Origin of the sequence: Polaribacter sp. (genome assembly GCF_024639685.1) — a bacterium.
Classification (GTDB): domain Bacteria; phylum Bacteroidota; class Bacteroidia; order Flavobacteriales; family Flavobacteriaceae; genus Polaribacter.
Genome location: NZ_JAHEHX010000018.1, coordinates 76,633 through 100,851, shown reverse-complemented (window position 1 = coordinate 100,851; position 24,219 = coordinate 76,633). Strand labels below are relative to the sequence as shown.

Here is a 24,219-nt window from a genome sequence, read left to right as displayed (position 1 = left end):
GACCAATACTTTTCTCTAAATAAGGATTAAAATCAGAAAATTACAAGTAACTTAATGCATTTGGACCTTCCATAAATATTAAATCTAAGATGGATAAATTAGGAATAAAACCATGTTTGTCGTCAAACATCTGTATGTATTTGTCAATTTTTTTTTGGGGTTCGTGTTTTCTATCTGCTAGAATTCTAAAATCTTTAGAATCAAATTCATGTTTGTAAGAGTTTGTTTGTGTAAAGCTTTCTTCTAATTGTAAAATATCTTTTACAAATAAAAAAGTATCAATATTTACATCCTGTAAATATTTATATCTCTTGTTAAAAATTGGCGCTATTTCTTCTTCTAAAAAATCAAAGAAAGGTGAAGTTCTATAAGCAGATTTTAAGGACTTAAAGTGTTGGTCTTGCCAAGGAAAATTATTTTCTACTAGAGTATCTTTTGTTTTTTTACGACCCTCTTTATATATGTGTTTTACAGGTATGCTTAAAAGTTGTTTGCCATTAGAATTGTAAATGTAACATCTGTTTCGATAGCTTTGTTTCTGAAAATTATCTTCCATTTCAAATACAATCTCACTAGCATTTATCATTTCTGAATACTGAGAAATAGGTGAGAAGTAGGTTGGTATGAATAAAGCCATTCTTTGTTATAAGTTTATAACTAAATAATTATTCAGATTTTTTCTTCTTTCCTTTGTAGAAACTGTAACCAATATAAAGAGCAATTAAAGCAAATACTATATATCTGTAAGAAACTGGTTCTCCTTCACCATGAACAGTAGTAAACATCCTATCCCATCTTATAGATTTTAATTTATCAGAGAATGAAGGTGCATCTGCATCCCAACTAAACCAAATCATTACAGGTTTTCCTAGTACATGGTCAAAAGGTACATAACCCCAATATCTAGCATCTAATGAGTTGTGTCTGTTATCTCCAATTAAGTAATAGTAATCTTGTTTAAAAGTGTAAGAAGTTACTTTCTGTCCGTTTACAAAAATATCGTTTCCATTTACCATTAAATTGTTTCCTTCATAATTTTTTATAATCTGCTCATAAAAAGGAATTGTTTCTGAGTTTAGTTCAACTGTAGCACCCTTTTTAGGAATGTAAATAGGTCCAAAATTATCTTGGCTCCAACCTAATTCTTTTATGTGAGGAAATATGGCATCATCAGCTCCATGATTTACTTTTTTAACAGAAATCGTGAGTGGATATTTTTTAAGACGTTCTACTTCTTCATTTGTCATATTAATGTTGATTTTATTTTCAACACTAATCATTTTTAAACGTTGAGCAAATTGCGGATTTATACCTCCAGCAACTTCTGTATATAAAGAATCTTCGCCAATTTTTGAAAGGCTTCCATTTTCTTTAATAGCATTTTGGACTTTTTCATTATTCCAATATTCAGATAAAATTTTATAAACACCTGTTCTTTCTTTGTTTAATAAAAATTTTGGAAATGAGCTTTGACTTATAGGTTCTTTACACTCAAATGTATAATAGAATTGAAGTTTTGCTCTATAAGGTAATTCGTTTTTTTTGCCATTAATATAAATATAACCGTTCTTCATTTCTAAAGAATCTCCTGCAATTCCCACAGAACGTTTTACATAGTTTGTTTTTTTATCAAAAGGTTTATAGGTAAATCTACCAGAGGTATCTCCCCACATAGTGGCTAATGAATCTGCAGGCCAATTAAAACAAACAATATCATTATTTTTAATTTTTTGTAAACCTGGCAACCTAGTGTAAGGCAATTGTGGACTTTTTAAATACGATTTAGTTCCTGTAAGAGGTAATGAGTCATGAACCATTGGAGCAGCAATTACAGTAGATGGAACCCTGGCTCCGTAATGAAACTTACTTACAAATAAATAATCTCCAACTAGTAAAGATTTCTCTAATGAAGACGTAGGAATAGTAAATGGTTGCATAAAATAGGTATGCACCAAAGTAGCTGCAATAATGGCGAAAGTGATAGAACTTATCCATTCTCCTAGTTCAGAGCGAGGTTTTAAACTTCTATCAGAATTAAATGTTGCTTCTGTAAAATAATTAATATAAAATATATATAATCCAAGTGTTCCTGTGGCAAATAAAGAATCTATTTTTCTGTAAAATCCAAAAGTCCTAATGGTTTCTATCCAAATAACAGGAAACATTAATAGGTTTACAATAGGAATAAATAGAAGTACTACCCACCATTTTGGACGATTAATAATCTTCATTAATACAACTGCATTGTAAACAGGTACTGCAGCTTCCCAAGCTTTTCTTCCAGCCTTAATATATAATTTCCAAGTTCCTAAAAAATGAATTAATTGTACAACTAAGAAAAATAGAAACCATTGTGTAAATGTCATAACGTATATTTTATTTTTTCAAGAAGAAAAGAATCTTTAATGTTTTATAAGGCGCAAAATAATAAAAAAAGTTACAGTATTTATGAGATGTTTAACACATCTTTCATTGTAAATACTCCTGTTTTATTAAGTAACCATTCTGCAGCTACCACAGCTCCCAAAGCAAACCCTTTTCTATTATGAGCAGTATGTTTTATTTCTATACTATCTACTTCAGACTGATACCAAACTGAGTGAGTGCCAGGTACATCTGGAACTCTTTTGGCAACAATAGGTATTGTAGAAGCTGTATCACTTTTACCTAATGCCCAATTTTCTTTATCTGTTTTAGCAATAATATCTTCTGCTAAAGTAATCGCAGTTCCACTTGGTGCATCTAATTTTTTAGTATGGTGTGTTTCTTCCATGGCAATAGAATAATTGTCTATATTATTCATCAATTTGGCAAACTGTTTGTTTAGTTCAAAGAAAATATTGACACCTAAACTAAAATTGGATGCGTATATAAAAGCTCCTTTGTTAGTTTCACAAACTTTTAACACTTCTTCATATTTTTCTAACCAACCAGTAGTTCCAGACACTACTGGAACATCATTTTTAAAACAGTTGGTAATATTTTCAAATGCAGAAGAAGGAACACTAAAATCAATAGCAACATCAGCTAAAGTAATATCGATTTTTGTTGCTTCCTCCTTTCGAATTACTATTTCATGACCTCTAGAAATTGCAATTTTTTCAATTTCTTTTCCCATTCTTCCATATCCTAAAAGTGCAATTTTCATCTAAAAGTTGTATTTAATTGTTAACCCTACTGCAGGCGCATCAAAAGAGATTGGATCTTGAATTAAAGTAGGTTTTAAAGTTAAGTTATCATCAGTATTAAACTGCATTAAATGTGCATTAACACTTGCTTCTACTATTTGTAGTATATAAATTATGACTCCTGATAATAATGATAAATCTCTATTTTCTCTTAATTGTTTTTGTGCAGTTTCTAGAGTTTGTGTAGAAACCGTTTCTATACCATTTACTGTAAATTCATCAACTAGCCCATTTTTTCTTAACCGATAGGCATTTCTAAACCTCCTATAATCAGAGTTATTAATTTGATGATAATATATAGGTATTGCCAATGCTCCCCAAACAATAGGAGCCTTCCAGTATTTTTTATTATACATTTGTCCTAATCCAGGAAAAATAGCTGAATAAAAGGCAGCTTTAGAGGGTGCTAAAGGATTATAAATACCTTGTGTGGTTTTAATCTTACCTTTAATCTTTAAATCTTGAATTTTTTTTACATCTGTAATTGAATCTTTCTGAGCAGATAAACTCAGAGATAAAAAAGCAATTATAACGAAAAGTATAGATTTTTTAAGGAACACTTACTCGAGTAGTTTTTTAATTCTATTAAAATCTTCTTCAGAATGAAACGGAATACTAATTTTCCCTTTTCCATTAGGACTTACACTAATATCAATTTTATGACCAAAAAAGTCATTAAATGTTTGTTTATTGTTTTTTATAAAAGCAGGTATTACTTTCTTTTTTGGTTTAGCAATTGTTCCTGTTTTTAACTCTTTTACAAGTTCTTCAGTTTGTCTTACAGATAATTTTTGTTCTAAAATTTTTTCATAAATTGTTAGTTGATCTTCTGTATCCTCTATGTTAATCATAGCACGTCCATGTCCCATAGAAATAAAGCCATCTCTCATACCTGTTTGTAAAATAGGATCTAATTTTAAAAGTCTCAAGTAATTGGTTACTGTAGAGCGTTTTTTACCAACTCTAGTACTCAATTCCTCTTGAGTCAATTGAATTTCGTCAATTAAGCGTTGATAAGAAAGCGCTACTTCTATAGGATCTAAATTTTTTCGCTGAATGTTTTCTACTAATGCCATTTCTAGCATTTCTTGGTCATTCGCAATTCTTATATAGGCAGGTATTGTTGTGTTACCAATTAATTTTGAGGCTCTAAATCTTCGTTCACCAGAAACTAATTGAAACTTACTGCCATCTAGTTTTCTTACAGTAATTGGTTGAATAACCCCAAGTTCTTTAATTGAATTTGCAAGTTCATTTAAAGCTTCTTCATCAAAATAAGTCCTTGGTTGGTATGGGTTTACTTCAATAGAACTTAATTCCAATTCAATAATACTTCCCACTAATTTATCTGCGTTTTTATCTGATGCAGAGTTTATATTAGGGCTTTCTTGTAACAAAGCAGATAATCCTCTTCCTAAAGCTTGTTTTTTGGTTGCTTTTGCCATGTTATGAATTCTTTTTTAATAATTCTTGTGCTAAATTTAAGTAATTTACAGCACCTTTACTAGTAGCATCATACGCAATAATACTTTCTCCATAACTTGGGGCTTCTCCTAAACGAGTGTTTCTTCTAATAATTGTATTAAAAACCATACTAGAAAAATGCTTACGGACTTCATCTACAACTTGGTTAGATAGACGTAAGCGAGAATCAAACATTGTTAAAAGTAAGCCTTCTATATCTAAATCTGTATTATGAATTTTCTGAACACTTTTTATAGTGTTTAGTAATTTTCCCAATCCCTCTAAAGCAAAGTATTCGCATTGAATTGGGATGATAACAGAGTTTGCTGCTACTAAAGAATTTAAAGTAATTAATCCTAGAGAAGGGGCACAATCAATAATTATAAAATCATAATTGTCTTTAGTTTTTTCTAATGATTTTTTAAGCATGTATTCTCTTTCTTGCTTATCAACTAATTCAATTTCAACAGCAACAAGATCTATATGCGCAGGGATAATATCTACATTTGGAGAATTGGTGGAAATAATAGCATCTTTTGCAGAAATGGTGTGTTCTAGAACCTGATAGGTTCCAAATTCGACACTTTCCACTTCAATCCCTAATCCAGAAGAAGCATTTGCTTGGGGGTCAGCATCTATTAATAAAATTTTTTTTTCCAAAACACCTAAAGAAGCTGCAAGATTTACGCTTGTTGTAGTTTTACCTACACCTCCTTTTTGATTTGCAATAGCTATTATTTTTCCCATGAAAAGATGTTGTTACTTCAAAGTAAAATTACATTTTTTTCTGTTTTATTTCAATGAAAGATGTTAACAATAATGTAGAGTAGTACTTCTTTGTAAATTAGTTTGTTAAATCTATATTTAAATATTTTTTAAACAATTTAATTTCTTTTTTTATTTTTTTTTTTATAAATTAAAAGGAAGTGTTTTTAGGAATGTTTTTTAAAACTTCAAGCAATAATTTCCAGAATTTTTGAGTTGATGAAATTTGGGCTCTCTCATCTGGAGAATGTGCTCCTTTAATATTTGGACCAAAAGAAATCATTTCCATTTCTGGATAGTTTTTCCCTAGAATTCCACATTCCAATCCTGCATGACAAGCAGCTACATTAGGCTGTTCTTTAAACAAATTTATGTAAGTGCTCTCTACAACGTTTAAAATAGAAGAGTTCATATTTGGTAACCAACCAGGATAAGAACCTGAGAAATCTACTGTAAAACCAGCCAATTCAAAAGCAGATCTTATTGAATTTGCTAAATCCCATTTATTACTCTCTGAAGAAGACCTCGTAAGACATAATATTTTAATTTCACCAGTTTCAACTGTTATTTTAGCAATATTATTAGAAGTTTCTACTAAACCCTCAACATCTGGGCTCATTCTATACATACCATTTAAAGCTGCATAAATTGCTTTAATAAACTTATTTTGAGAGGCTATATCTAAAATGTTTGTGGGTGTTTCAGTTTCTGTAATTTCTATGGTTAAGCTTTGTTCTAAAGAAGCAAATTCATTTTTAATTTTATTAATTAAAATAGCACTTTCTTCTAAGAATAATTTTTCTGATGCATTACCTATAACCACAGTTGCAAAACTTTCTCTTGGAATAGCATTTCTTAAGCTACCTCCATTTAAGCTAGAAATTCGTAAACCATATTTTTCATAACCATCAAACATTAAACGATTCATAATTTTATTAGCATTACCTAAACCTTTATGAATATCCATACCTGAATGACCACCATTTAAACCAGTTACAGAAATTTTAAACGCTTTAGTGTTTTCTGGTATTGGCTCTGAAGAATAGCTACCTGTAGCAGTTATATCAACACCACCTGCACAGCCAATGCCTATTTCATCATCTTCTTCAGTATCTAAATTTAACAGTATTTCACCAGTTAAAACATTTGCTTCTAACCCCATTGCACCTGTCATGCCTGTTTCCTCATCAATAGTAAAAAGTGCTTCTATTGCTGGGTGTTGAATGTCTGTAGAAGATAACACAGCCATAATTGCAGCAACACCTAAACCATTATCTGCACCTAAAGTGGTGCCTTTTGCTTTTACCCAATCACCATCAACAAACATATTAATGCCTTCTTTTTCAAAGTCAAAATCAGTATCAGCATTCTTTTGATGCACCATATCTACATGACCTTGCATTACAATAGCTTTTCTATCTTCCATTCCAGAAGTAGCTGGTTTTTTTATGATAATATTACCAACTTTATCTACAGAAGTATCTAGATTTAGGCTTTTACCAAAATCTTCCATAAACTGTATAACTTTTTCTTCTTTTTTAGAAGGTCTAGGTACAGCATTTAAATCTGCAAAGTGATTCCAAACGTTCTGTGGTGCTATATTTCTGATATCTTGACTCATAAGAAAACAATTCTGTTTTATACATCAAAAATACGATTTTAAAAGGGCAAAAAAAAACCTTCTTTGTTAAGAAGGTTCTATATTTTTAATTGAATTCTAAGACAATATCATTTGTGTTTTTTCGAACTTTTTTTAGATCTTTCATATAGTCGTCATTCGCTCTATACCCTACAGGTAGTGATAGAACAGCCGTAAGGTTTTTATTTTTTAACTCTAAAACTTCATTATATTTTTCAGCAATAAAACCTTCCATTGGGCACGCATCAATTTTTTCAATAGCACATACAGTTAGTAGATTCCCTAATGCTAAGTATGCCTGATTTTTAGTCCATTTTAACAGATCTTCCTGTGATTTTTTTTCAATTTCAGCTGTTAAAAAATTTTTGAAAGGGGTAATGATGCTATCCTCAGTTTTTCTTATTTTTTGAACTAGGTTAAAATACTTATGAACCTCTTCTGTATGGTATTCCTGCGGTGTACAAATTACCAATAAATGAGAGGCGTCTATTACTTGAGTTTGATTATAAGAATGAGTGACCAACTTTTCTCTAAGCATTTTGTTTTTAATAACCAACAATGTTATAGGTTGTAATCCGTAAGATGTTGCTGTTAAATTAAAAGCTTCTTTAAGGATATTTATTTGAGAGTCATCAAGATCTTTTTTTGGATTAAACTTCTTAACTGCATATCTCCATTGTAAACTTTCTATAGTATTCATTTTTCTTATTTAGATCACAAAAATAAAGCTTAAAATGCAATTCCAATTCTTTTGTGTATTATTAAAACTTATAAGCTTATAAAATTTTTTGTACATTGGAAATAAAAAGTTAATGAAAGAAGAATTTTTGTATTATGTTTGGCAATACCAACTTTTTTCTCCGTTAAATCTAAAAACTTCCGAAGGTAAAAAGATACAGCTCAAAAAAACAGGTTTACTTAATAAACATACTGGGCCAGATTTTTTAAATGCTCAATTGTATATTGATGGTCAATTATGGGCTGGAAATATAGAAATGCATGTAAAAGCATCAGATTGGTATTTGCATGAACATGAAACAGATCCCAATTATGACGCTGTAATTTTACATGTAGTTTGGGAAAATGATGTTGTCATTTACACTAAAAATAATGAGCCTTTAATAACATTAGTGCTACAAGATTATGTGAAAAATTCAATTCTTAATAATTACAAAAATCTTTTATTTACGAAAAGAAATTGGATTCCTTGTGAAAATCAAATTCACACTCTTGATGTTTTTTTAATTAAAAATTGGCAAGAACGCTTGTATTTTGAGCGATTAGATCAGAAATCTTTAACCATAGAGAGGCTAAAAATTTCGGACTAAAAATAAATGCCGAGGTTTTTCTAGATTTGGCGAAAGCTATAGACTTCTCGATAATTCGAAAAGTAGCTGATGATCAAACGAAGCTATCATCACTGCTTTTTGGAATGGCAGGTTTTTTAGAATTTGAAATAGAAAGTGAATATTATTTAAATCTTAAAAGAGAGTTTGTTTATTTAAAACACAAGTTTAAACTACAGCCAAAGCTTAATAATAGTTTTCAGTTTTTTAGAATGCACCCAACTAACTTTCCTACTATTAGAATTGCACAATTGGCTGCATTGTTTACTCAGCATAAAAATTTATTTTCTAAAATAATTTATTTAGATAAGAAGAAAGACTACTATAAACTATTCTCCTTTAGTTTAGATGATTTCTGGAAAGAGCATTATACTTTTGAAACAACTTCTAAAAAATCACCCAAAAAACTAACAAATTCTTTTATTGATTTATTATTAATAAACACCACTGTTCCTTTAAAGTTTGTTTATTTAAAAAACAGAGGGGAGTTAAGTGAAGATACTTTTCTTAATTTGATTCAAGAAGTTTCATCAGAAAAGAATGGTATAATTTCTAAGTTTTTAAATTTGGGTATTTCTTCTAAAAACGCAATGGAAAGTCAGGCTTTGTTGCAGCTTAAAAACAACTATTGCACAGCAAAAAAATGTTTAAACTGTGCAATAGGTAATAATTTGTTGAGAAATTAATGCTTAATTAGGATTTAAAGCTTCCTTAATTTTAGCAATACAATCTCTGTAATGATATTTTGTCATTCTATTTACTCTTCTATTCTTCGCAATTGTTAATTGGAAATTTAGTGATTCTAACTCACCTCTAACAATAGAGTTAATATCTGCATGTTGAACGTTTTTAGAATTCAGTAACATGCTCATTCTATTAATAAAGGACTTTTGCAAATTACGTCTAAAAACATCTACATTTCTTGTATAGTTAGCTTCTTGAAAAATTCCATTTCTTAAATCGCGAATCATGTCAATAGCTTCATACGTAGATGGGTCAATTACAGAAGCATCTATCATTCTTTCTAATTTTACTTTATTTAATAAACCATTTAACTGTCTGTTTTGTAAACTTAACATTCTATTAGTGTAACCACTTTCATCAATATTTGCCAAGATTTTACCATTTAATAACCATTCTTGAGTTTTAAAAGCATTTTCTTGTAACCAATTCATAGCTTCTTTTTGCTTTAGCTTGGTTACAGGTTTATAAACAGAGCCTTTTTGAGATGGTTTTTTATTGAATTCGTAAATACCACCAATATTTCCTGAAACATGGCCTACATATCTACTCCAAACTCCTAATAACTCACCATATAATTCTGACAAGTCTTCGTAATTATTGGTTTGTTTAGAAGTCCAATTAGATAAATTAGTAGCAACTATTTTTAAATTTTTCATTCCGTAAGTAGATGCTTTTACTTGATCATTTCCAATGCCTTCTGTTTGTGCAGATGGGTCAAAACGCTGACCTCCAAATCTGTAAATAGGATTATCTGCTTTGTCTTCAATCCATTTATCTAAAGTAGAAACCTCACTTTCTGGGTTTTTAGCCCAAGATAATTTACGATAACCCCAATTAATTGCATAATGGTCATAAGGCCCTAGTTGACGAATAAAACGTATGTTTTTATCTCCTGGTTGTGCAATGTAATTATAACGTGCATAATCCATAATTGTAGCAGCAATTCCCATTTTCTGAGTGAATTTTCCAGAACGTAAAGAATCTACAGGATACGCATAACTTGCAGCCATATTGTGAGGTAACCCTAATGCATGGCCGATTTCGTGAGAAATTACCATTCGCATCATTTCACCAATTTCTTCAGCAGGTGTGTCTAAAGTTCTAGCTGAAGGATTTGCGGCTCCTGTTTCTAATAAATATCTATTTCTGTAAGAACGTAAGTGGTTGTGATACCAAATAATATCACTTTCTAGAATTTCACCTGTTCTAGGATCAGAAACACTTGGTCCTGTTGCATTTCTAGTAGTACTTGCAACATATCTAATAGAAGAATAACGTACGTCTTCCATACTAAACTCTGGATCTTCTTCTTTAGTTGGAGCATATTTTGCCATAATTGCATTTTTAAAACCAGCAGTTTCAAAAACCTTTTGCCAATCGTCTACACCTTGTTTAATGTATTTTTTAAGTTTATCTGGTGTAGCAGGATCTAAATAATATATAATGGGTTTAATTGGCTCTACTAATTCTCCACGATTGTACGCATTAACGTCTTTTGGTTCTAATCTCCATCTTCTAATATATCTTTTAGCATCTGCTTTTAATGCTTCAGAACTGTAATCTACATTTCCAATCGAGAAGTATCCAACTCTTTTATCGTAAATTCTTGGCATCATTTTATCTTCTGGTAAAACAATCATAGATTGATTTACTCTAATTGTGATGGTATTTGTTCTAGAATTACTTGGTGGAGCATCTGCATCAAAAGTAAAATCTTGAACAACCTCAATATTGTTTGGATAACTTTTAATCGAATTGATAAAACTTCTAGAAGCGTCTAATCTTCTTACTTTGTATGTTCTTCTATATCTGGTAGGTAAAGCTGAAATTGCTTTTATATCTGACGTGAAAAATTTAGTAACATCAACCAAAACTGATGTTGAATCTTCATTTTGTGTTTTTACATCAAAAGCATAAATAATTGGTTCTAAATTGTTTGCTTTAACAGATTTGTAAATAGGTAAAGAATCATTTGCTATGGCATTATAAGATTTTACTTTAAGTAAAATCTTATTTTGAAACTTTTCCCAAACAACAACTTGGGTATTGATTTTAGAACCAGCATTTACATAGCCGCCTCCTAAACCAGCAGGAATATCTTTAATTCTGGTAACCAATAACATTTCTTTTCCAAAATGAGCCTTTGGAATTTCGTACATGTATTTATTATTAGTTAAATGAACTTTAAATAAACCATCATCTGTTTTAGTATTCAATTTTACAAAATCTGAATATTTTGGTTTCTTACTTTTTTTGGGTTTTGGAGCAACTTGTTCAGTTTGCTTTTTTCTTGATTCCTTTTTTTGAGCGATAACTTCAGTTTGAAAATTAAACGCCAAAATCAAAGAAAAGAGTAGTAATTTTCTCATGTAAGTTTAGTTTGAATTTAAGTTTTCTAAATTAAGAAAATTTGCAAAGAAATGAGATATGGAATGTGTTAAAATAAAAAATCCCAATCAGTGATGATTGGGATTTTTTATAGTTTTTGTTTTTAATATAAACTCTTAAATTTTTGTGGATTAAACTCATGCATAATAGCATAAACTTTCTCAAAAATATCTTCTGAAGATGGTTTAGAAAAATAATCACCATCTGTACCATAAGCAGGTCTATGTGCTTTTGCAGATAAAGTTGATGGTTTACTATCTAAATATTGATAACCATTTTGAGTTTCTAAAATTTCTTGTAAAAGATAAGCAGAAGCTCCTCCAGGCACATCTTCATCTACTACTAATAGTTTATTAGTTTTGGCTAAGCTTTTTACACAATCGTGATTTAAATCAAAAGGCAATAAACTTTGAGCATCAATAATTTCGATATCTATACCTACTTGAGCTAAATCTTTAGCTGCATCTTCTACAATTCTTAAAGTAGAACCATACGAAACCACAGTAATGTCTTTACCTTCTCTAATAGTTTCTACAATACCAATTTTTGTTTTAAATTCACCTAAATTAGTTGGTAATTCTTCTTTTAAACGATAACCATTTAAACACTCAATAACCAAGGCAGGATCATCACCTTCTAATAAAGTATTGTAAAAACCTGCTGCTTTAGTCATGTTTCTGGGTACTAATACATGTATTCCTCTTAAACTGTTTATAATAGCTCCCATAGGTGAACCTGCATGCCAAATACCTTCTAACCTGTGACCTCTTGTTCTTATAATTAATGGAGCTTTTTGTTTTCCAAAAGACCTATATCTTAAAGTAGCCAAATCATCACTCATAATTTGTAAAGCGTACAAAAGATAATCTAAATACTGAATTTCTGCAATTGGTCGTAAACCTCTCATAGCTAAACCTATTCCTTGTCCTAAAATTGTAGCTTCTCTAATACCTGTATCTGAGATTCTGATATCACCAAATTTTTCTTGTAAACCTTCTAACCCTTGATTTACATCGCCTATAAAACCGGCATCTTCTCCAAAGATTAAAACATCTTTATGTTTAGTTAATATAGCATCAAAATTATCTCTCATTACAATTCTTGCATCCACAAGGTTTTGTTCTTGAGCATAGGTTGGCGCTTCTTCTAGAACGCATAATGCGCTTTCTTTAGTTTCGCTAAATAAGTGAGATGAATATTTATCATGAGCTTGAGTTAATGCATCTTTAATAAAGTTTTGTAACTCAATTTTACCTGCAATATTTTTGTCTCTAACATACCATAAACATTTTCTAGCAACAGATAAAACATCTTTTCTTGTAGGCTCTGTTATGGCATTTAAATCGTTAATGTATTTATTGATAAAGTTTTCATTAACGCTTTTTGATGCTAGTTTTTTTAATATATCTGAAACTTCTAAAAGTTCTGATTTTATTTCGTTTAAAAATGCGTTCCAAGCATTTCTTTTTGCATTGGTAACTTCTTTTTTTGCTTCTTTTTCTAGTAGAATCAATTCTTCTTCACCTTCAACAAAACGTAACGTTTCTCCTGTTTCTGTTTCTAACTCAAAATCTAAAATCCATTCACGCATTTTAGTTAAACAGTCATAATCTTTTTCCCATTGTAGACGAGCTTGATCTTTATAACGTTCATGAGACCCAGAAGTAGAGTGTCCTTGTGGTTGTGTTAATTCTTTTACATGAATTAAAACTGGTACATGTTCTTCTCTAGCTATTTTTGCTGCTTTTTGGTAAACATCCATCAACTGAACATAATCCCAGCCATTTACTACAAAGAGTTCATATCCTTTATTTTTTTCATCTCTTTGAAATCCTTTTAAAATTTCTGAGATACTTTCTTTTGTAGTTTGATGTTTTGCGTGTACAGAAATTCCGTATTCATCATCCCAAACATTCATAACCATTGGCACTTGTAGAACACCAGCAGCATTTATAGTTTCAAAAAATATACCTTCACTTGTACTTGCATTTCCAATAGTACCCCAAGCAACTTCATTTCCTTTATTAGAAAAATCTGTTTTATGAGCTACACTTTTTTCGTTTCTGTAAACCTTAGAGGCTTGAGCCAAACCTAATAAACGAGGCATTTGACCAGCTGTAGGAGAAATATCTGAACTAGAATTGTATTGTTGAGTTAAATTTTTCCAACTACCATCTTCTTGTAAACTATGTGTAGCAAAATGACCACCCATTTGTCTACCTGCAGACATAGGGTCTGATTCAATATCTGTATGTGCATATAAGCCTGCAAAAAATTGTTGAGCTGTAAGCTCACCAATTGCCATCATAAAAGTTTGATCTCTGTAGTAACCAGATCTAAAATCTCCTTTCTTAAAGGCCTTTGCCATTGCTAATTGTGGTACTTCTTTTCCGTCACCAAAAATACCAAATTTAGCTTTTCCTGTTAAAACTTCTCTTCTTCCTAATAAACTACATTCCCTGCTAATTTTTGCAATTTTATAATCTTGTAATACTTCCTTTTTAAAATCGCTAAAAGAAATTTCTTGAGCAGACTGTATCGCAGTTTTTGTTGACATATGGATTTGTAGTTTTTTACTGCTGCAAAGATAGTTTTTTTAGTTGATATTTAAAAATATCAAGATTGGTTAAGGATATGTTAAAAATCAAGTATTAAAACTAGGTTTTGTTGATAATTATACAATTAAACCTCTTTTGTTTGATTTTATAGGAATCCTCTTCTAAATAAGTTATAGATCTGATTTACATTTGCAGAAAGCGTAAACCTTATTTTTTGAGGATAAGAATTTTGACTAATTTCCCAGCCGTTATTGGAATATAATGGGAAATATACTTCTAATATGTTATGAATAAAATTAAACCGTATGCCATTATTATATGCAAAATAAAGGGAATTGTCTCTATTTTTTAAGAAAGCGACATCATTATAAAATTCTATCCATTTCCAAATACCAAAGCTAGAGTTAAAAGCCATCATATATTGGTTAGCAAACCTTACAGGTAAAACTGATTTAAATCCGCCTTCTGCGATAATAAATTGCTGGCTAAAAATTCCTGTAGCTTCAGATCTTCCAAAATAATTTAGTTGAAATAAATAATCATTAGCTCTGTCTAACCCAAAACTAAAGTAATTTCCTGTAGAATTATTTTTCAAAAAAGCACCAATAAAAACTCTAAAATCTAATTGTGTATCTGAAGTAGACAAAGACCTATATCTTATATCTGCAGAGATTTTAGAAAATTGTGCTGCGAGTTCTAGTCCAAAATCATATCTAAATTCTTTGATGATATCTGGATTTATATAATTGTATCGTAAGCTAAATACACTATAACTGTCTTGGCTAGTTCTTAATTGTCCATCAGGAGTCTCTTTGTTAATGTGTACTAACTTGGCTCCAATAAATTCTGAGGTTGCATCTCTTAAACTCTTTCTTTTAAAAACAACATTCACAAAAGGGAGTAATGCCCTATAACTTAAATTTGGAGCGTAGTCTAAGTTTACACCAGATATGCCATACATTATTTTGTAAATGTCTGTTTTTTCAAAATATTGATTATATATGCTAGAAAAAGATCCTATTAAGCTCTTGCTCTTTGTTGCATATGAGGGTGCGAATTTAAATTCAAAGTTTCGTTTTATTAATGCTTTGTTATGAAGTTTTACTCCTAAAATTAGACCGTTGTAAAAATTATAATTAACATTTGGTTGGTAAAATATTTGGTTGTAGTAAGGGTCATTAACATCTTTTACTAAGCTAATTTTTAATGGTTTATTAAAAATTTTATTTTCTAAACTTTTCCAATTGTCAAACGTGTTTAATTCTGGATAGAAATTTTCATAATTTAGAGCAACTCTGTTGATGCCGTAATTTGGGATAGTGACAGTATCTATATCTTTTATATTATTTACCCATTTTTTAAATTTAATTTCTCGGTTATTTAAACCGTAAATTAACACAGGGGTATTCATGTTTCTTTTATTTTTAATTGTTACATGAATACTGTCTCCTTTCGTTTTTATTTGTTTTATTGTGTGGTCTATTTTTTTATTTGTTTTTATAAAATCATTAAAAAACCAGTCCAATGGTTTGTTTGTTTTAGAATTTATTAATTCTTGAAAGTCAGAGCTAGCAATTATTTTATTATTATTTTTTTGATAAAATTCTTGTATACTATTGTTTAAGATACTGTCTCCTAAATAGCCTTTAAGGTATCTAAAAGCCAATCCTGCTTTGTATCTGTTTGCGATTTTTCTATTAAAATTAGAAAGCGAATCTGCTGGAGTTGTAAGTGCTTGGTCTAAAAACTTACGAGAACTAAATTGATATACTAATGGGTACTTATCATTAAAGTCTAATTTTGATAAGTTATAAGTATTTAAAAACCAGTAGTTGGCGTAACTACCTAAGAGTTTTGTATTTGGATATACTTGATCAATATACTCTAACATTAAATAGTTGTGTAAGCCGTCTAAGAACCAGTAATCATCTCTTTTGTTAAAAAGCAAGGTGTTTTCAATAAATTTTTTGCTTAATGCTTTAAACATTGTAAAGTCCCATTTAAAATGTTCAGGAAAAGGACTTAAGAAATCGGGTAATTGGCTTAACCCGTGTACAGGATCTTTTCGTTGTGTAACCTTATCGATGTGGATTTCTTTATAGGGATATCTTCCTAAAAATTTTTGAATAAACTTAAGTTGTTTATCTAAAATTTGTGATGCTTTTTTCTTATTTATATTTTTATCTAAAAGGTCTGTGTAAACATTAATTCCGTCTGTCTTGAAAGTTTCATATTTTTTTTTCTCGTGAATACTTATAATAACATCTGTTTTCTGTTTACCTATTAAATAATAATAATCAGTCCTGTCTTTTTTTGTTTTGTATTGATAAAGTGTACTTTCTAGCACATATTTTTTTGGAATGTCTATTTCTATATCAAAGTCTGTTGCTTTTTCATACAAATCATCGATATTTAGATTACTCATTAATTTCCAGCCATTTTTGTAAACTGCAGGGGTTATATACCAAAATCGTAAATGATATCCATCCTCAGTTTTTCCATACCCTGTAAATTCTGAACTAGGAATTTTTAAACTATAGGTAATATTAATTTTAGAACTTTGTTTTTGGAAAAGAGGTTTTTTTAAACCAATTTCTAGAATGTCAGCTTTATTTTTTACTTCTTTAAAATCAGTATTCTCAAAATTTACAGTAATATTTTTAATTTCAGTTGCACCAAGTTTGTGTGCTGGGGCAAAATATAGGTTTTTATTGTAATCTTTAATGAATCGCTTAGAGAGAGGTGTTTTTCTGTCTCTATAACTATTTGCCCAATTGTGTAGATAGATTTTTTTGAGAATTGAATCTGAGTCATTAACAAAAAGTATTTCTTGTTGCACTAAAAGTATGTTTTCAAGACTATTTAAGGTGGCTTTTATTTTTATAGCATTCTCTTGCGAAAAACACGTTGTATAAAATAGAATCGTAAATAAGAGGTTAAAAAAATGCTTCAAATTAAATCTTTATAATTTTTTCAATTTTATAATTGTCTACTTTAATGTAATAAATCCCTTTTGCAAAGCTTTCTGTATCAATTTTTAAAGTATTCGAAATTACATTTTTTAAATGAAATACATTCTGACCTAGTTGATTATAAATTAAAATTTGATTTACATTTTTTGACAAATTTATCTCAATGCTATTTTTGGCAATGTTTGTGTCTACAAAATTTATGATGCTGTTGTTTTTTGTATTTAATGCACTAGCTTTAAACTCCATTTCCATAGTTATAGGTAAATGATCGCTAAAAAAATAAAGCGCATTTCTTAACTCTTGAGAGAATTCGCCTGTACATGTTGAGTTGCTTACAAAAGAGTTGTAACAGTTACTGTTGTTACCCACAGTTTTATAACTACCTGTTTTATAAGATAAAGTAGAGCTAGTTGTAAAGTTTTTCGACATCATAATAAAATCGAATCTGTCATCCATTCCTCCTCCAGAACCGTCTCCATTTACCTGTCCATTTCTAGCAGATTGAGAATGTACATCAGCAAAAGACTCATTATTCCAAAAATAAGTTGAATCGTAATTATCTTCATTAAAATAATTAATACCATTTTCAGGAAAGGCAGGACAAAGTCTATCAATTGGATCTATTAATTGAATGGAATTATTTTCATCAATAATTTTTTGAAAACCAGGTTCATTACTAGTGTAAAAATTAAAATCACCAGCAAAAAGCACAAAACTATCTTCTGGTAATCTTTCTAGTTCTCTTATGAAATTTTCTACTGAAGCCAGTCTTTTTTGCATATTATCAGTACCTCTAGATGCTTTTAGATGTGTGATAAAAACTTCAATTCTGTTAATTTCGTCATTAGAATTTTCTGATTTTACTATAAATGTATAATGATTTATATCCCTTATAGCTGTTGGAATAACTTCATTATATTCCAATTCTAATTTATTAGAATTATAGTAAACCATTTGCAGTAAACTTGTTGCAGGCGATTCACTTGGTTTAAATTCAGCCTTACTAAAATTAGCGTTAAAAGGAACTACAGCATTTTCAAAGAGGTAGTTAGATGCTATTTCATTTTTAAGTTCACAAATCATAAAAATATCTGGCTGAATATCATCTAAAATTGTTTTTAGGTATGATGTTCTATCCTGACTTTTAGTGTCCGAATTGTAGTTTAAAGTGTTGTAAAACATTGCTTTAATGTTCGTTTGTGCATTTAAATAAGAGGCAAAACAAATAAATAAAACAAAGAAATGTTTCTTTAGAAACATAGTCTAAAAGTTAGGTTTTAATTTGTATTTCGCGTAAAATTTATTAAAATGTTCAACAGCTTCTTCAGCAGTATCTACAACTCTAAATAAGCTTAAATCTTCTAAGCCAATATTTTTTTCTGTGATTAAGGTGTCTTTGATCCAGTCTAATAAACCTCCCCAAAATTTAGAGCCTACCAATACAATTGGGAATCGTCCTATTTTCTTAGTTTGAATTAAGGTTATTGCTTCAAAAAGCTCATCTAAAGTTCCAAAGCCTCCAGGCATAACCACAAATCCTTGTGAGTATTTTACAAACATTACTTTACGAACAAAAAAGTAATCGAAATCTAAACTTTTACCTGTATCAATCCAAGGATTATCATGTTGTTCAAAAGGTAATTCAATATTTAAACCAACAGAAAGTCCTTTTCCTCTATTTGCTCCTTTGTTACCAGCCTCCATAATTCCTGGTCCTCCACCAGTAATAACGCCAAAACCTGCTTGTGTTAATTGAAAACCAATTTCCTCTGCCAATTTGTAATAAGGATGCTCTGGTTTTGTTCTTGCAGATCCAAAAATAGATACACAAGGTCCTATTTTACTTAAACGTTCATAACCCTCTACAAATTCTGCCATGATTTTAAAAATGGCCCACGAATCGTTAGTTTTAATTTCGTTCCAGGTTTTTGTTTGAAATTTTTCTTTAATCTTTCTATCGTCGTTCGTCATAATCTTTTTTTTTTTCTGAAGGATTGCTAAATTAGTTAATTAATGTTTACTTAAAATTTTAATTTAACTCCTTCTTTAAGAATTTGGCTGTGTAACTTGTTTTATGTTTAGCAACCTGCTCTGGAGTTCCTTTTACTAATATTTTACCCCCATTTTTTCCACCCTCCATACCAACATCAATAATGTAATCTGCTAATTTGATTACATCTAAATTGTGTTCTATAATTAATACAGTGTTTCCTTTGTCTGTTAATTTATTTAAAACTTCCATTAAAACCCTAATATCTTCAAAATGGAGCCCAGTTGTAGGTTCATCAAGAATATAAAAGGTATTTCCTGTATCTCTTTTAGACAATTCTGAAGCTAATTTTATTCGCTGAGCTTCACCACCAGAAAGAGTTGTAGATTGTTGGCCAAGTGTAATATACCCTAAACCAACATCTTTTATAGTTTTTAGTTTCCTGTGAATTTTAGGAATGTTTTTAAAGAATTCTGTTGCATCTTCAATAGTCATATTTAAAATATCAGAAATAGATTTTCCTTTGTATCTAATTTCTAAAGTTTCTCTATTAAAACGTTTTCCTTGACAAGTTTCACATTCTACTTGTACATCAGGTAAAAAGTTCATTTCTATAACTCTAACTCCTCCTCCTTGACAGGTTTCACATCTACCACCTTTTACATTAAAAGAGAATCTGCCAGCTTTGTAACCACGAATTGCAGCTTCTGGAGTTTTTGCGAACAAACTACGAACTTCATCAAAGGTTTTGGTGTAAGTTGCAGGGTTAGATCTTGGTGTTCTACCAATAGGAGATTGATCTATATCAATTACTTTATCTACGTTTTCTAAGCCTTCAATTTTTTTGTAAGGCATAGGTTTTTTAACACCTCTATAAATATGTGCATTTAAAATAGGGTAGAGGGTTTCATTGATTAAAGTAGATTTTCCACTACCTGAAACACCAGTAACACAGATCATTTTCCCTAAAGGAAATTCGACTGAAACATTTTTTAAATTGTTACCAGAAGCATCTTTAAGTTTTATGGTTTTTCCATTACCTTCTCTACGCTTTTTAGGAACTGCAATCTTTTTTCTGCCAGTTAAATAATCTGTAGTTAGGGTTTCATCTTTTATAATTTCATCATAAGTACCAATACTTACAATTTGACCTCCATGTTTACCTGCACCTGGCCCAATGTCTAAAACATAATCTGCTTTTTTCATCATGTCTTCGTCATGCTCAACTACCAACACAGAGTTACCTACATCTCTTAATTTTACTAAAGAATCTATTAGTTTTTGATTATCTCTTTGGTGTAATCCAATACTTGGCTCGTCTAAAATATACAATACACCTACTAACTGTGAGCCAATTTGAGTGGCCAAACGAATTCTTTGTGCTTCTCCTCCAGAAAGTGATTTTGAAGTTCTGTCTAACGTTAAATAGTTTAAACCAACATCTAATAAAAATTGAATTCGAGTTCTAATTTCTTTTAATATTTCTGATGCAATTGTGTTTTGTTTTTCAGAAAGATACTGTTCAATATTTTTAAATAATTTAGCCAATTCAGTAACATCCATTTGAGCTAAATCACTAATGCTTCTGTCTGTGATTTTAAAATGAAGTGCTTCTTTCTTTAAACGTTTACCATCACAAGTTTTACAGGTAACTTCATCCATAAAACCTTTAGCCCAACGTTTTATAGAAGTGCTTTCTGCATTGTTGTATTGATTTTCTATAAACGATATGATCCCTTCAAAATCAATTTTATAATTTCTTGTTACACCAACTGTTTTAGATTCGATATTAAAAGACTCATTACCACCATTTAAGATGATGTTTAAAGCGTCTTCTGGGATATCTTTAATTGCGTCTGTTAATTTAAATTTATAACGTTCTGCAATATTCTGAATTTGTTTAAAAATCCAGCTGCTTTTTTGTTCACCTAAAGGAACAATTCCACCATTTTTGATAGATACACTATCATCAGGAATTAACTTTTTTAAGTTGATTTCTTGAGTTGTGCCTAAACCATTACAAGTTGGGCAAGCACCTTTTGGTGAGTTAAAAGAAAATGTATTTGGCTCTGGATTTGGATAAGCAATTCCTGTTGTTGGACACATTAACTCTCTACTAAAATAACGAGGTTTTTCATTATCAACATCAATAACCATCATTATATTGTTACCAGAATATAAAGCTGTTTTTATAGTTTCTTCTAACCTTTTTTCTGATTTTTTATTCACTAAAAGTCGATCTATAACAACTTCTATATCATGCGTTTTGTATCTGTCTAAACGCATGCCTTTTTCTATTTCTCTAATTTTGCCATCAACCCTTACTCTTACAAAACCTTGTTTAGAAATCTGCTCAAACAACTCTCTATAATGTCCTTTTCTAGATTTGATTAATGGTGCTAAAACTGCAATTTTTTTATTGGCGAAATCTGAAGATATTAATTTTTTTATTTGTTCATCAGAATAACTCACCATTTTTTCTCCAGTATTGTAAGAGTATGCATCAGCAGCTCTTGCAAAAAGAAGTCTTAAAAAATCATAAATTTCTGTAATTGTACCAACAGTAGATCTTGGACTTTTATTTGTTGTTTTTTGCTCTATAGAAATTACAGGAGATAGGCCATCAATCTTATCAACATCTGGTCTTTCTAACCCACCAAGAAATTGACGTACATAAGCAGAAAAAGTTTCTATATAACGTCTTTGGCCTTCTGCATAAATGGTATCAAATGCTAGAGATGATTTTCCACTACCACTTAAACCAGTAATTACAACTAGCTTTTCTCTTGGTATTTTTACATCAATATTTTTTAAGTTGTGTGCTCTAGCTCCGTAAACTTCTATGTATTCTTGATCTTTCAAATAAGGTGTTTTTGCAAAAGAACAAAGTTAAGGATTCTAAAGCATTTTTAATTTAAAACTGAAGAACAAAAATCAATAGAATTGTTATCTTGCATTAAAATGAAAAACACAAGGTTTATACATACAATTCGTCATTTTTTTGAAAGACACGGTTTTGGTTTTTTTCAAAGATTAGCAGATAGGTTAGGAATGCGTGCAAAAAACGTTCGAATCTACTTTATTTATGTAACTTTCTTTACAGTAGGTTTATCATTTGGTTTTTACCTAACGTTTGTTTTTGCTATGAAATTAAAAGATTTAATTTACACAAAAAGAAGTTCTGTTTTCGATTTATAAAAATGAAAGTATTAGATTCAAAAATTAATAAGATTGTAATGCTTATTGTATCAGTTTTAGCAACAGGTACTTTAGGGTATATGTTGATTTCTAAGTATTCATTTGTAGATGCTTTATATATGACTGTAATAACAGTAACAACTGTTGGGTTTAGTGAAGTGAAACCATTTACACCTGAAGATAAAATTTTTACTATTTTTTTAATATTAACAAGTATTTTTATTTTGGGTTACGCGGTATCTACCTTTTCAGAATATTTGGTAAGTGGTAAGTTATTTGATTATTTTAAACATAGAAAAGTGGAAAAAAAAATAACAAAATTAAAAGGTCATTCGATTGTTTGTGGTTATGGAAGAAATGGAAGGCAAGCTATTGTAAAACTAATGAATTACAATCAGAAATTTGTAATCGTTGAATTAAATAAAGAGATTGTAGAAGAGATAGAGGCCGCTGGTCATTTATGCATTCAGGGCGATGCAACTTTAGATGAAACCTTAATTGCTGCAGGTATTTTAGAGGCAGATAATTTAATAACAGCGTTACCTTCTGATGCAAATAATTTATTTGTTGTGTTAAGTGCAAGACAATTAAATAACAAAATGAAAATTATTAGCAGGGCTTCAAATGAAAGTTCTTACAGTAAATTAAAAATTGCTGGTGCAGATAATGTAATTATGCCAGATAAATTGGGAGGAGATCATATGGCTTCTTTAGTAACTACTCCAGATGTGATTGAATTTGTAGATCGTTTAACGATAGAAGGTGAAACTACTGCTAATCTAGAAGAGATTATTGTGGACGATTTACCTCAAAAATACAGAGGAAAAACAATCTTGGATTTAGATCTAAGAAGACAAACTGGCTGTACAGTTATAGGGTTTAAAAATCCTGATAAGGATTATATAATTAACCCAGAGGCATCTACAGTTTTAGTAGACAGTGCACATTTAATTGTTTTGGGTAGGCCAGAGCAGATCATAAAGTTAAGAGAATTATTTTAAATGGTTAAAGTTCTAATTACTGGTAGCAATGGTTTGTTAGGACAATCTCTTTTAAATTTATTGCTAAAAGAAAAAAATAAATACAGAGTTTATGGTTTTTCTTTGGGTGAAAATAGAAGTGGTAGAGCCGATTTTAATTATTTGTCTATAGATATTACCAACAGAGATAATCTAAAAGAGCAACTTCGAAATATAAATCCCAACTATATTATTAATACAGCAGCAATGACTCAAGTTGATGATTGTGAAATCAAGAAGGCTGCTTGTGATATTTTAAATGTAGAAGTAGTAAAATGGTTGTCAGAAATTTGTAAGAACATAAACGCACATTTAATTCATATTTCTACCGATTTTATTTTTGATGGGAAAAAAGGTTGGTATACAGAATCAGATAAACCCAATCCATTAAGCTACTATGGTTTATCTAAATTAAAATCAGAACAGGTTTTAGAAAAATCAACTATTAATTATACCATATTAAGAACTATTTTGGTGTACGGAAAAGTTTTTGATATGAGTAGAAGTAATATTGTGCTTTGGGTAAAAGAATCTTTAGAAAATAAGAAAGAAATTACCATAGTAAATGATCAGTTTAGAACACCAACATATGTGGAAGATTTAGCTATGGCTTGTAAAATTTCTATAGATATAAATGCAATTGGAGTCTTTAATATTGCTTCTTCAGAATTATTAAGTATTTATGAGATTGCCAAACAAATTGCAGAGGTATTTAACTTAGATCATTCTTACATAAAACCAATTTCTACATCCACATTAAATCAAACCGCAAATAGACCTATTAAAACTGGTTTCGATTTATCAAAAACAAATAAAGAACTCAACTTCTATCCAAAGACATTTAAAGATGATTTACAAAGATTTAAAGAAACCTTAATGTAAAAAACATATTTAACGTATAAAACTTTGCAAAACTTCAATTTTTTAAGATCTTGCACTTTAATAATT

17 protein-coding genes and 1 pseudogene are annotated in these 24,219 nt (G+C 29.9%); 4 read left to right on the top strand and 14 right to left on the bottom strand.

Annotated features, from left to right (window positions below; genetic code table 11):
- Window positions 1–40: 40 nt before the first annotated feature.
- The 8 genes from Q0L44_RS05515 to Q0L44_RS05480 form a co-directional block, all read right to left on the bottom strand.
- Complete coding sequence (locus Q0L44_RS05515; protein ID WP_296636365.1) at window positions 41–637, bottom strand: WbqC family protein; 597 nt, start codon at window positions 635–637, stop codon at window positions 41–43.
- A gap of 28 nt (window positions 638–665) precedes the next feature.
- Window positions 666–2,366 (bottom strand): signal peptidase I, encoded by a 1,701-nt coding sequence (lepB, locus tag Q0L44_RS05510; protein ID WP_296636361.1) that lies wholly within the window; start codon window positions 2,364–2,366, stop codon window positions 666–668.
- Window positions 2,367–2,446: 80 nt separating this feature from the next.
- Complete coding sequence (gene dapB, locus Q0L44_RS05505; protein WP_296636359.1) at window positions 2,447–3,148, bottom strand: 4-hydroxy-tetrahydrodipicolinate reductase; 702 nt, start codon at window positions 3,146–3,148, stop codon at window positions 2,447–2,449.
- Window positions 3,149–3,748, bottom strand: coding sequence for a DUF5683 domain-containing protein (locus Q0L44_RS05500; protein ID WP_296636356.1), 600 nt, complete (start codon window positions 3,746–3,748; stop codon window positions 3,149–3,151).
- On the bottom strand, window positions 3,749–4,633 hold the full coding sequence (locus Q0L44_RS05495) for a ParB/RepB/Spo0J family partition protein (protein WP_296636354.1): 885 nt from the start codon (window positions 4,631–4,633) through the stop codon (window positions 3,749–3,751).
- Window position 4,634: 1 nt separating this feature from the next.
- On the bottom strand, window positions 4,635–5,399 hold the full coding sequence (locus Q0L44_RS05490; protein ID WP_296636351.1) for an AAA family ATPase: 765 nt from the start codon (window positions 5,397–5,399) through the stop codon (window positions 4,635–4,637).
- Window positions 5,400–5,568: 169 nt separating this feature from the next.
- Complete coding sequence (locus Q0L44_RS05485) at window positions 5,569–7,038, bottom strand: aminoacyl-histidine dipeptidase (RefSeq protein WP_296636349.1); 1,470 nt, start codon at window positions 7,036–7,038, stop codon at window positions 5,569–5,571.
- Between the two features lie 85 nt (window positions 7,039–7,123).
- On the bottom strand, window positions 7,124–7,756 hold the full coding sequence (locus tag Q0L44_RS05480) for an NAD(P)H-dependent oxidoreductase (protein ID WP_296636346.1): 633 nt from the start codon (window positions 7,754–7,756) through the stop codon (window positions 7,124–7,126).
- A 112-nt stretch (window positions 7,757–7,868) separates the two neighbouring features.
- Here Q0L44_RS05480 and Q0L44_RS05475 point away from each other — a divergent pair.
- A pseudogene (locus Q0L44_RS05475) lies at window positions 7,869–9,088 on the top strand (DUF2851 family protein).
- 3 nt (window positions 9,089–9,091) lie between these two features.
- Here Q0L44_RS05475 and Q0L44_RS05470 read toward each other — a convergent pair.
- The 6 genes from Q0L44_RS05470 to uvrA form a co-directional block, all read right to left on the bottom strand.
- On the bottom strand, window positions 9,092–11,515 hold the full coding sequence (locus tag Q0L44_RS05470; RefSeq protein ID WP_296636344.1) for a zinc-dependent metalloprotease: 2,424 nt from the start codon (window positions 11,513–11,515) through the stop codon (window positions 9,092–9,094).
- 122 nt (window positions 11,516–11,637) lie between these two features.
- The gene (locus tag Q0L44_RS05465; protein ID WP_296636342.1) at window positions 11,638–14,091 is read right to left on the bottom strand and encodes a thiamine pyrophosphate-dependent enzyme; all 2,454 of its coding nucleotides are present in this window, start codon (window positions 14,089–14,091) and stop codon (window positions 11,638–11,640) included.
- 146 nt (window positions 14,092–14,237) lie between these two features.
- Complete coding sequence (locus Q0L44_RS05460) at window positions 14,238–16,931, bottom strand: aminopeptidase (protein ID WP_296636339.1); 2,694 nt, start codon at window positions 16,929–16,931, stop codon at window positions 14,238–14,240.
- A 115-nt stretch (window positions 16,932–17,046) separates the two neighbouring features.
- Window positions 17,047–18,324 carry a T9SS type A sorting domain-containing protein gene (locus tag Q0L44_RS05455; protein WP_296636337.1) on the bottom strand — a complete coding sequence of 426 codons (1,278 nt, stop codon included), beginning with the start codon at window positions 18,322–18,324 and terminating at the stop codon, window positions 17,047–17,049.
- 3 nt (window positions 18,325–18,327) lie between these two features.
- The gene (locus tag Q0L44_RS05450; RefSeq protein ID WP_296636335.1) at window positions 18,328–19,035 is read right to left on the bottom strand and encodes a TIGR00730 family Rossman fold protein; all 708 of its coding nucleotides are present in this window, start codon (window positions 19,033–19,035) and stop codon (window positions 18,328–18,330) included.
- 58 nt (window positions 19,036–19,093) lie between these two features.
- Window positions 19,094–21,916 (bottom strand): excinuclease ABC subunit UvrA, encoded by a 2,823-nt coding sequence (gene uvrA, locus Q0L44_RS05445; RefSeq protein WP_296636332.1) that lies wholly within the window; start codon window positions 21,914–21,916, stop codon window positions 19,094–19,096.
- A gap of 99 nt (window positions 21,917–22,015) precedes the next feature.
- Between uvrA and Q0L44_RS05440 the strand changes: the two genes are divergently transcribed.
- The 3 genes from Q0L44_RS05440 to Q0L44_RS05430 are packed head-to-tail and all read left to right on the top strand — an operon-like array spanning window position 22,016 to window position 24,153.
- Window positions 22,016–22,252 carry a PspC domain-containing protein gene (locus tag Q0L44_RS05440; RefSeq protein WP_296636330.1) on the top strand — a complete coding sequence of 79 codons (237 nt, stop codon included), beginning with the start codon at window positions 22,016–22,018 and terminating at the stop codon, window positions 22,250–22,252.
- Between the two features lie 2 nt (window positions 22,253–22,254).
- The gene (locus Q0L44_RS05435) at window positions 22,255–23,253 is read left to right on the top strand and encodes a potassium channel protein (protein ID WP_296636327.1); all 999 of its coding nucleotides are present in this window, start codon (window positions 22,255–22,257) and stop codon (window positions 23,251–23,253) included.
- The gene (locus Q0L44_RS05430; protein WP_296636324.1) at window positions 23,254–24,153 is read left to right on the top strand and encodes an SDR family oxidoreductase; all 900 of its coding nucleotides are present in this window, start codon (window positions 23,254–23,256) and stop codon (window positions 24,151–24,153) included. It abuts the gene before it with no gap.
- Window positions 24,154–24,219 lie beyond the last annotated feature (66 nt).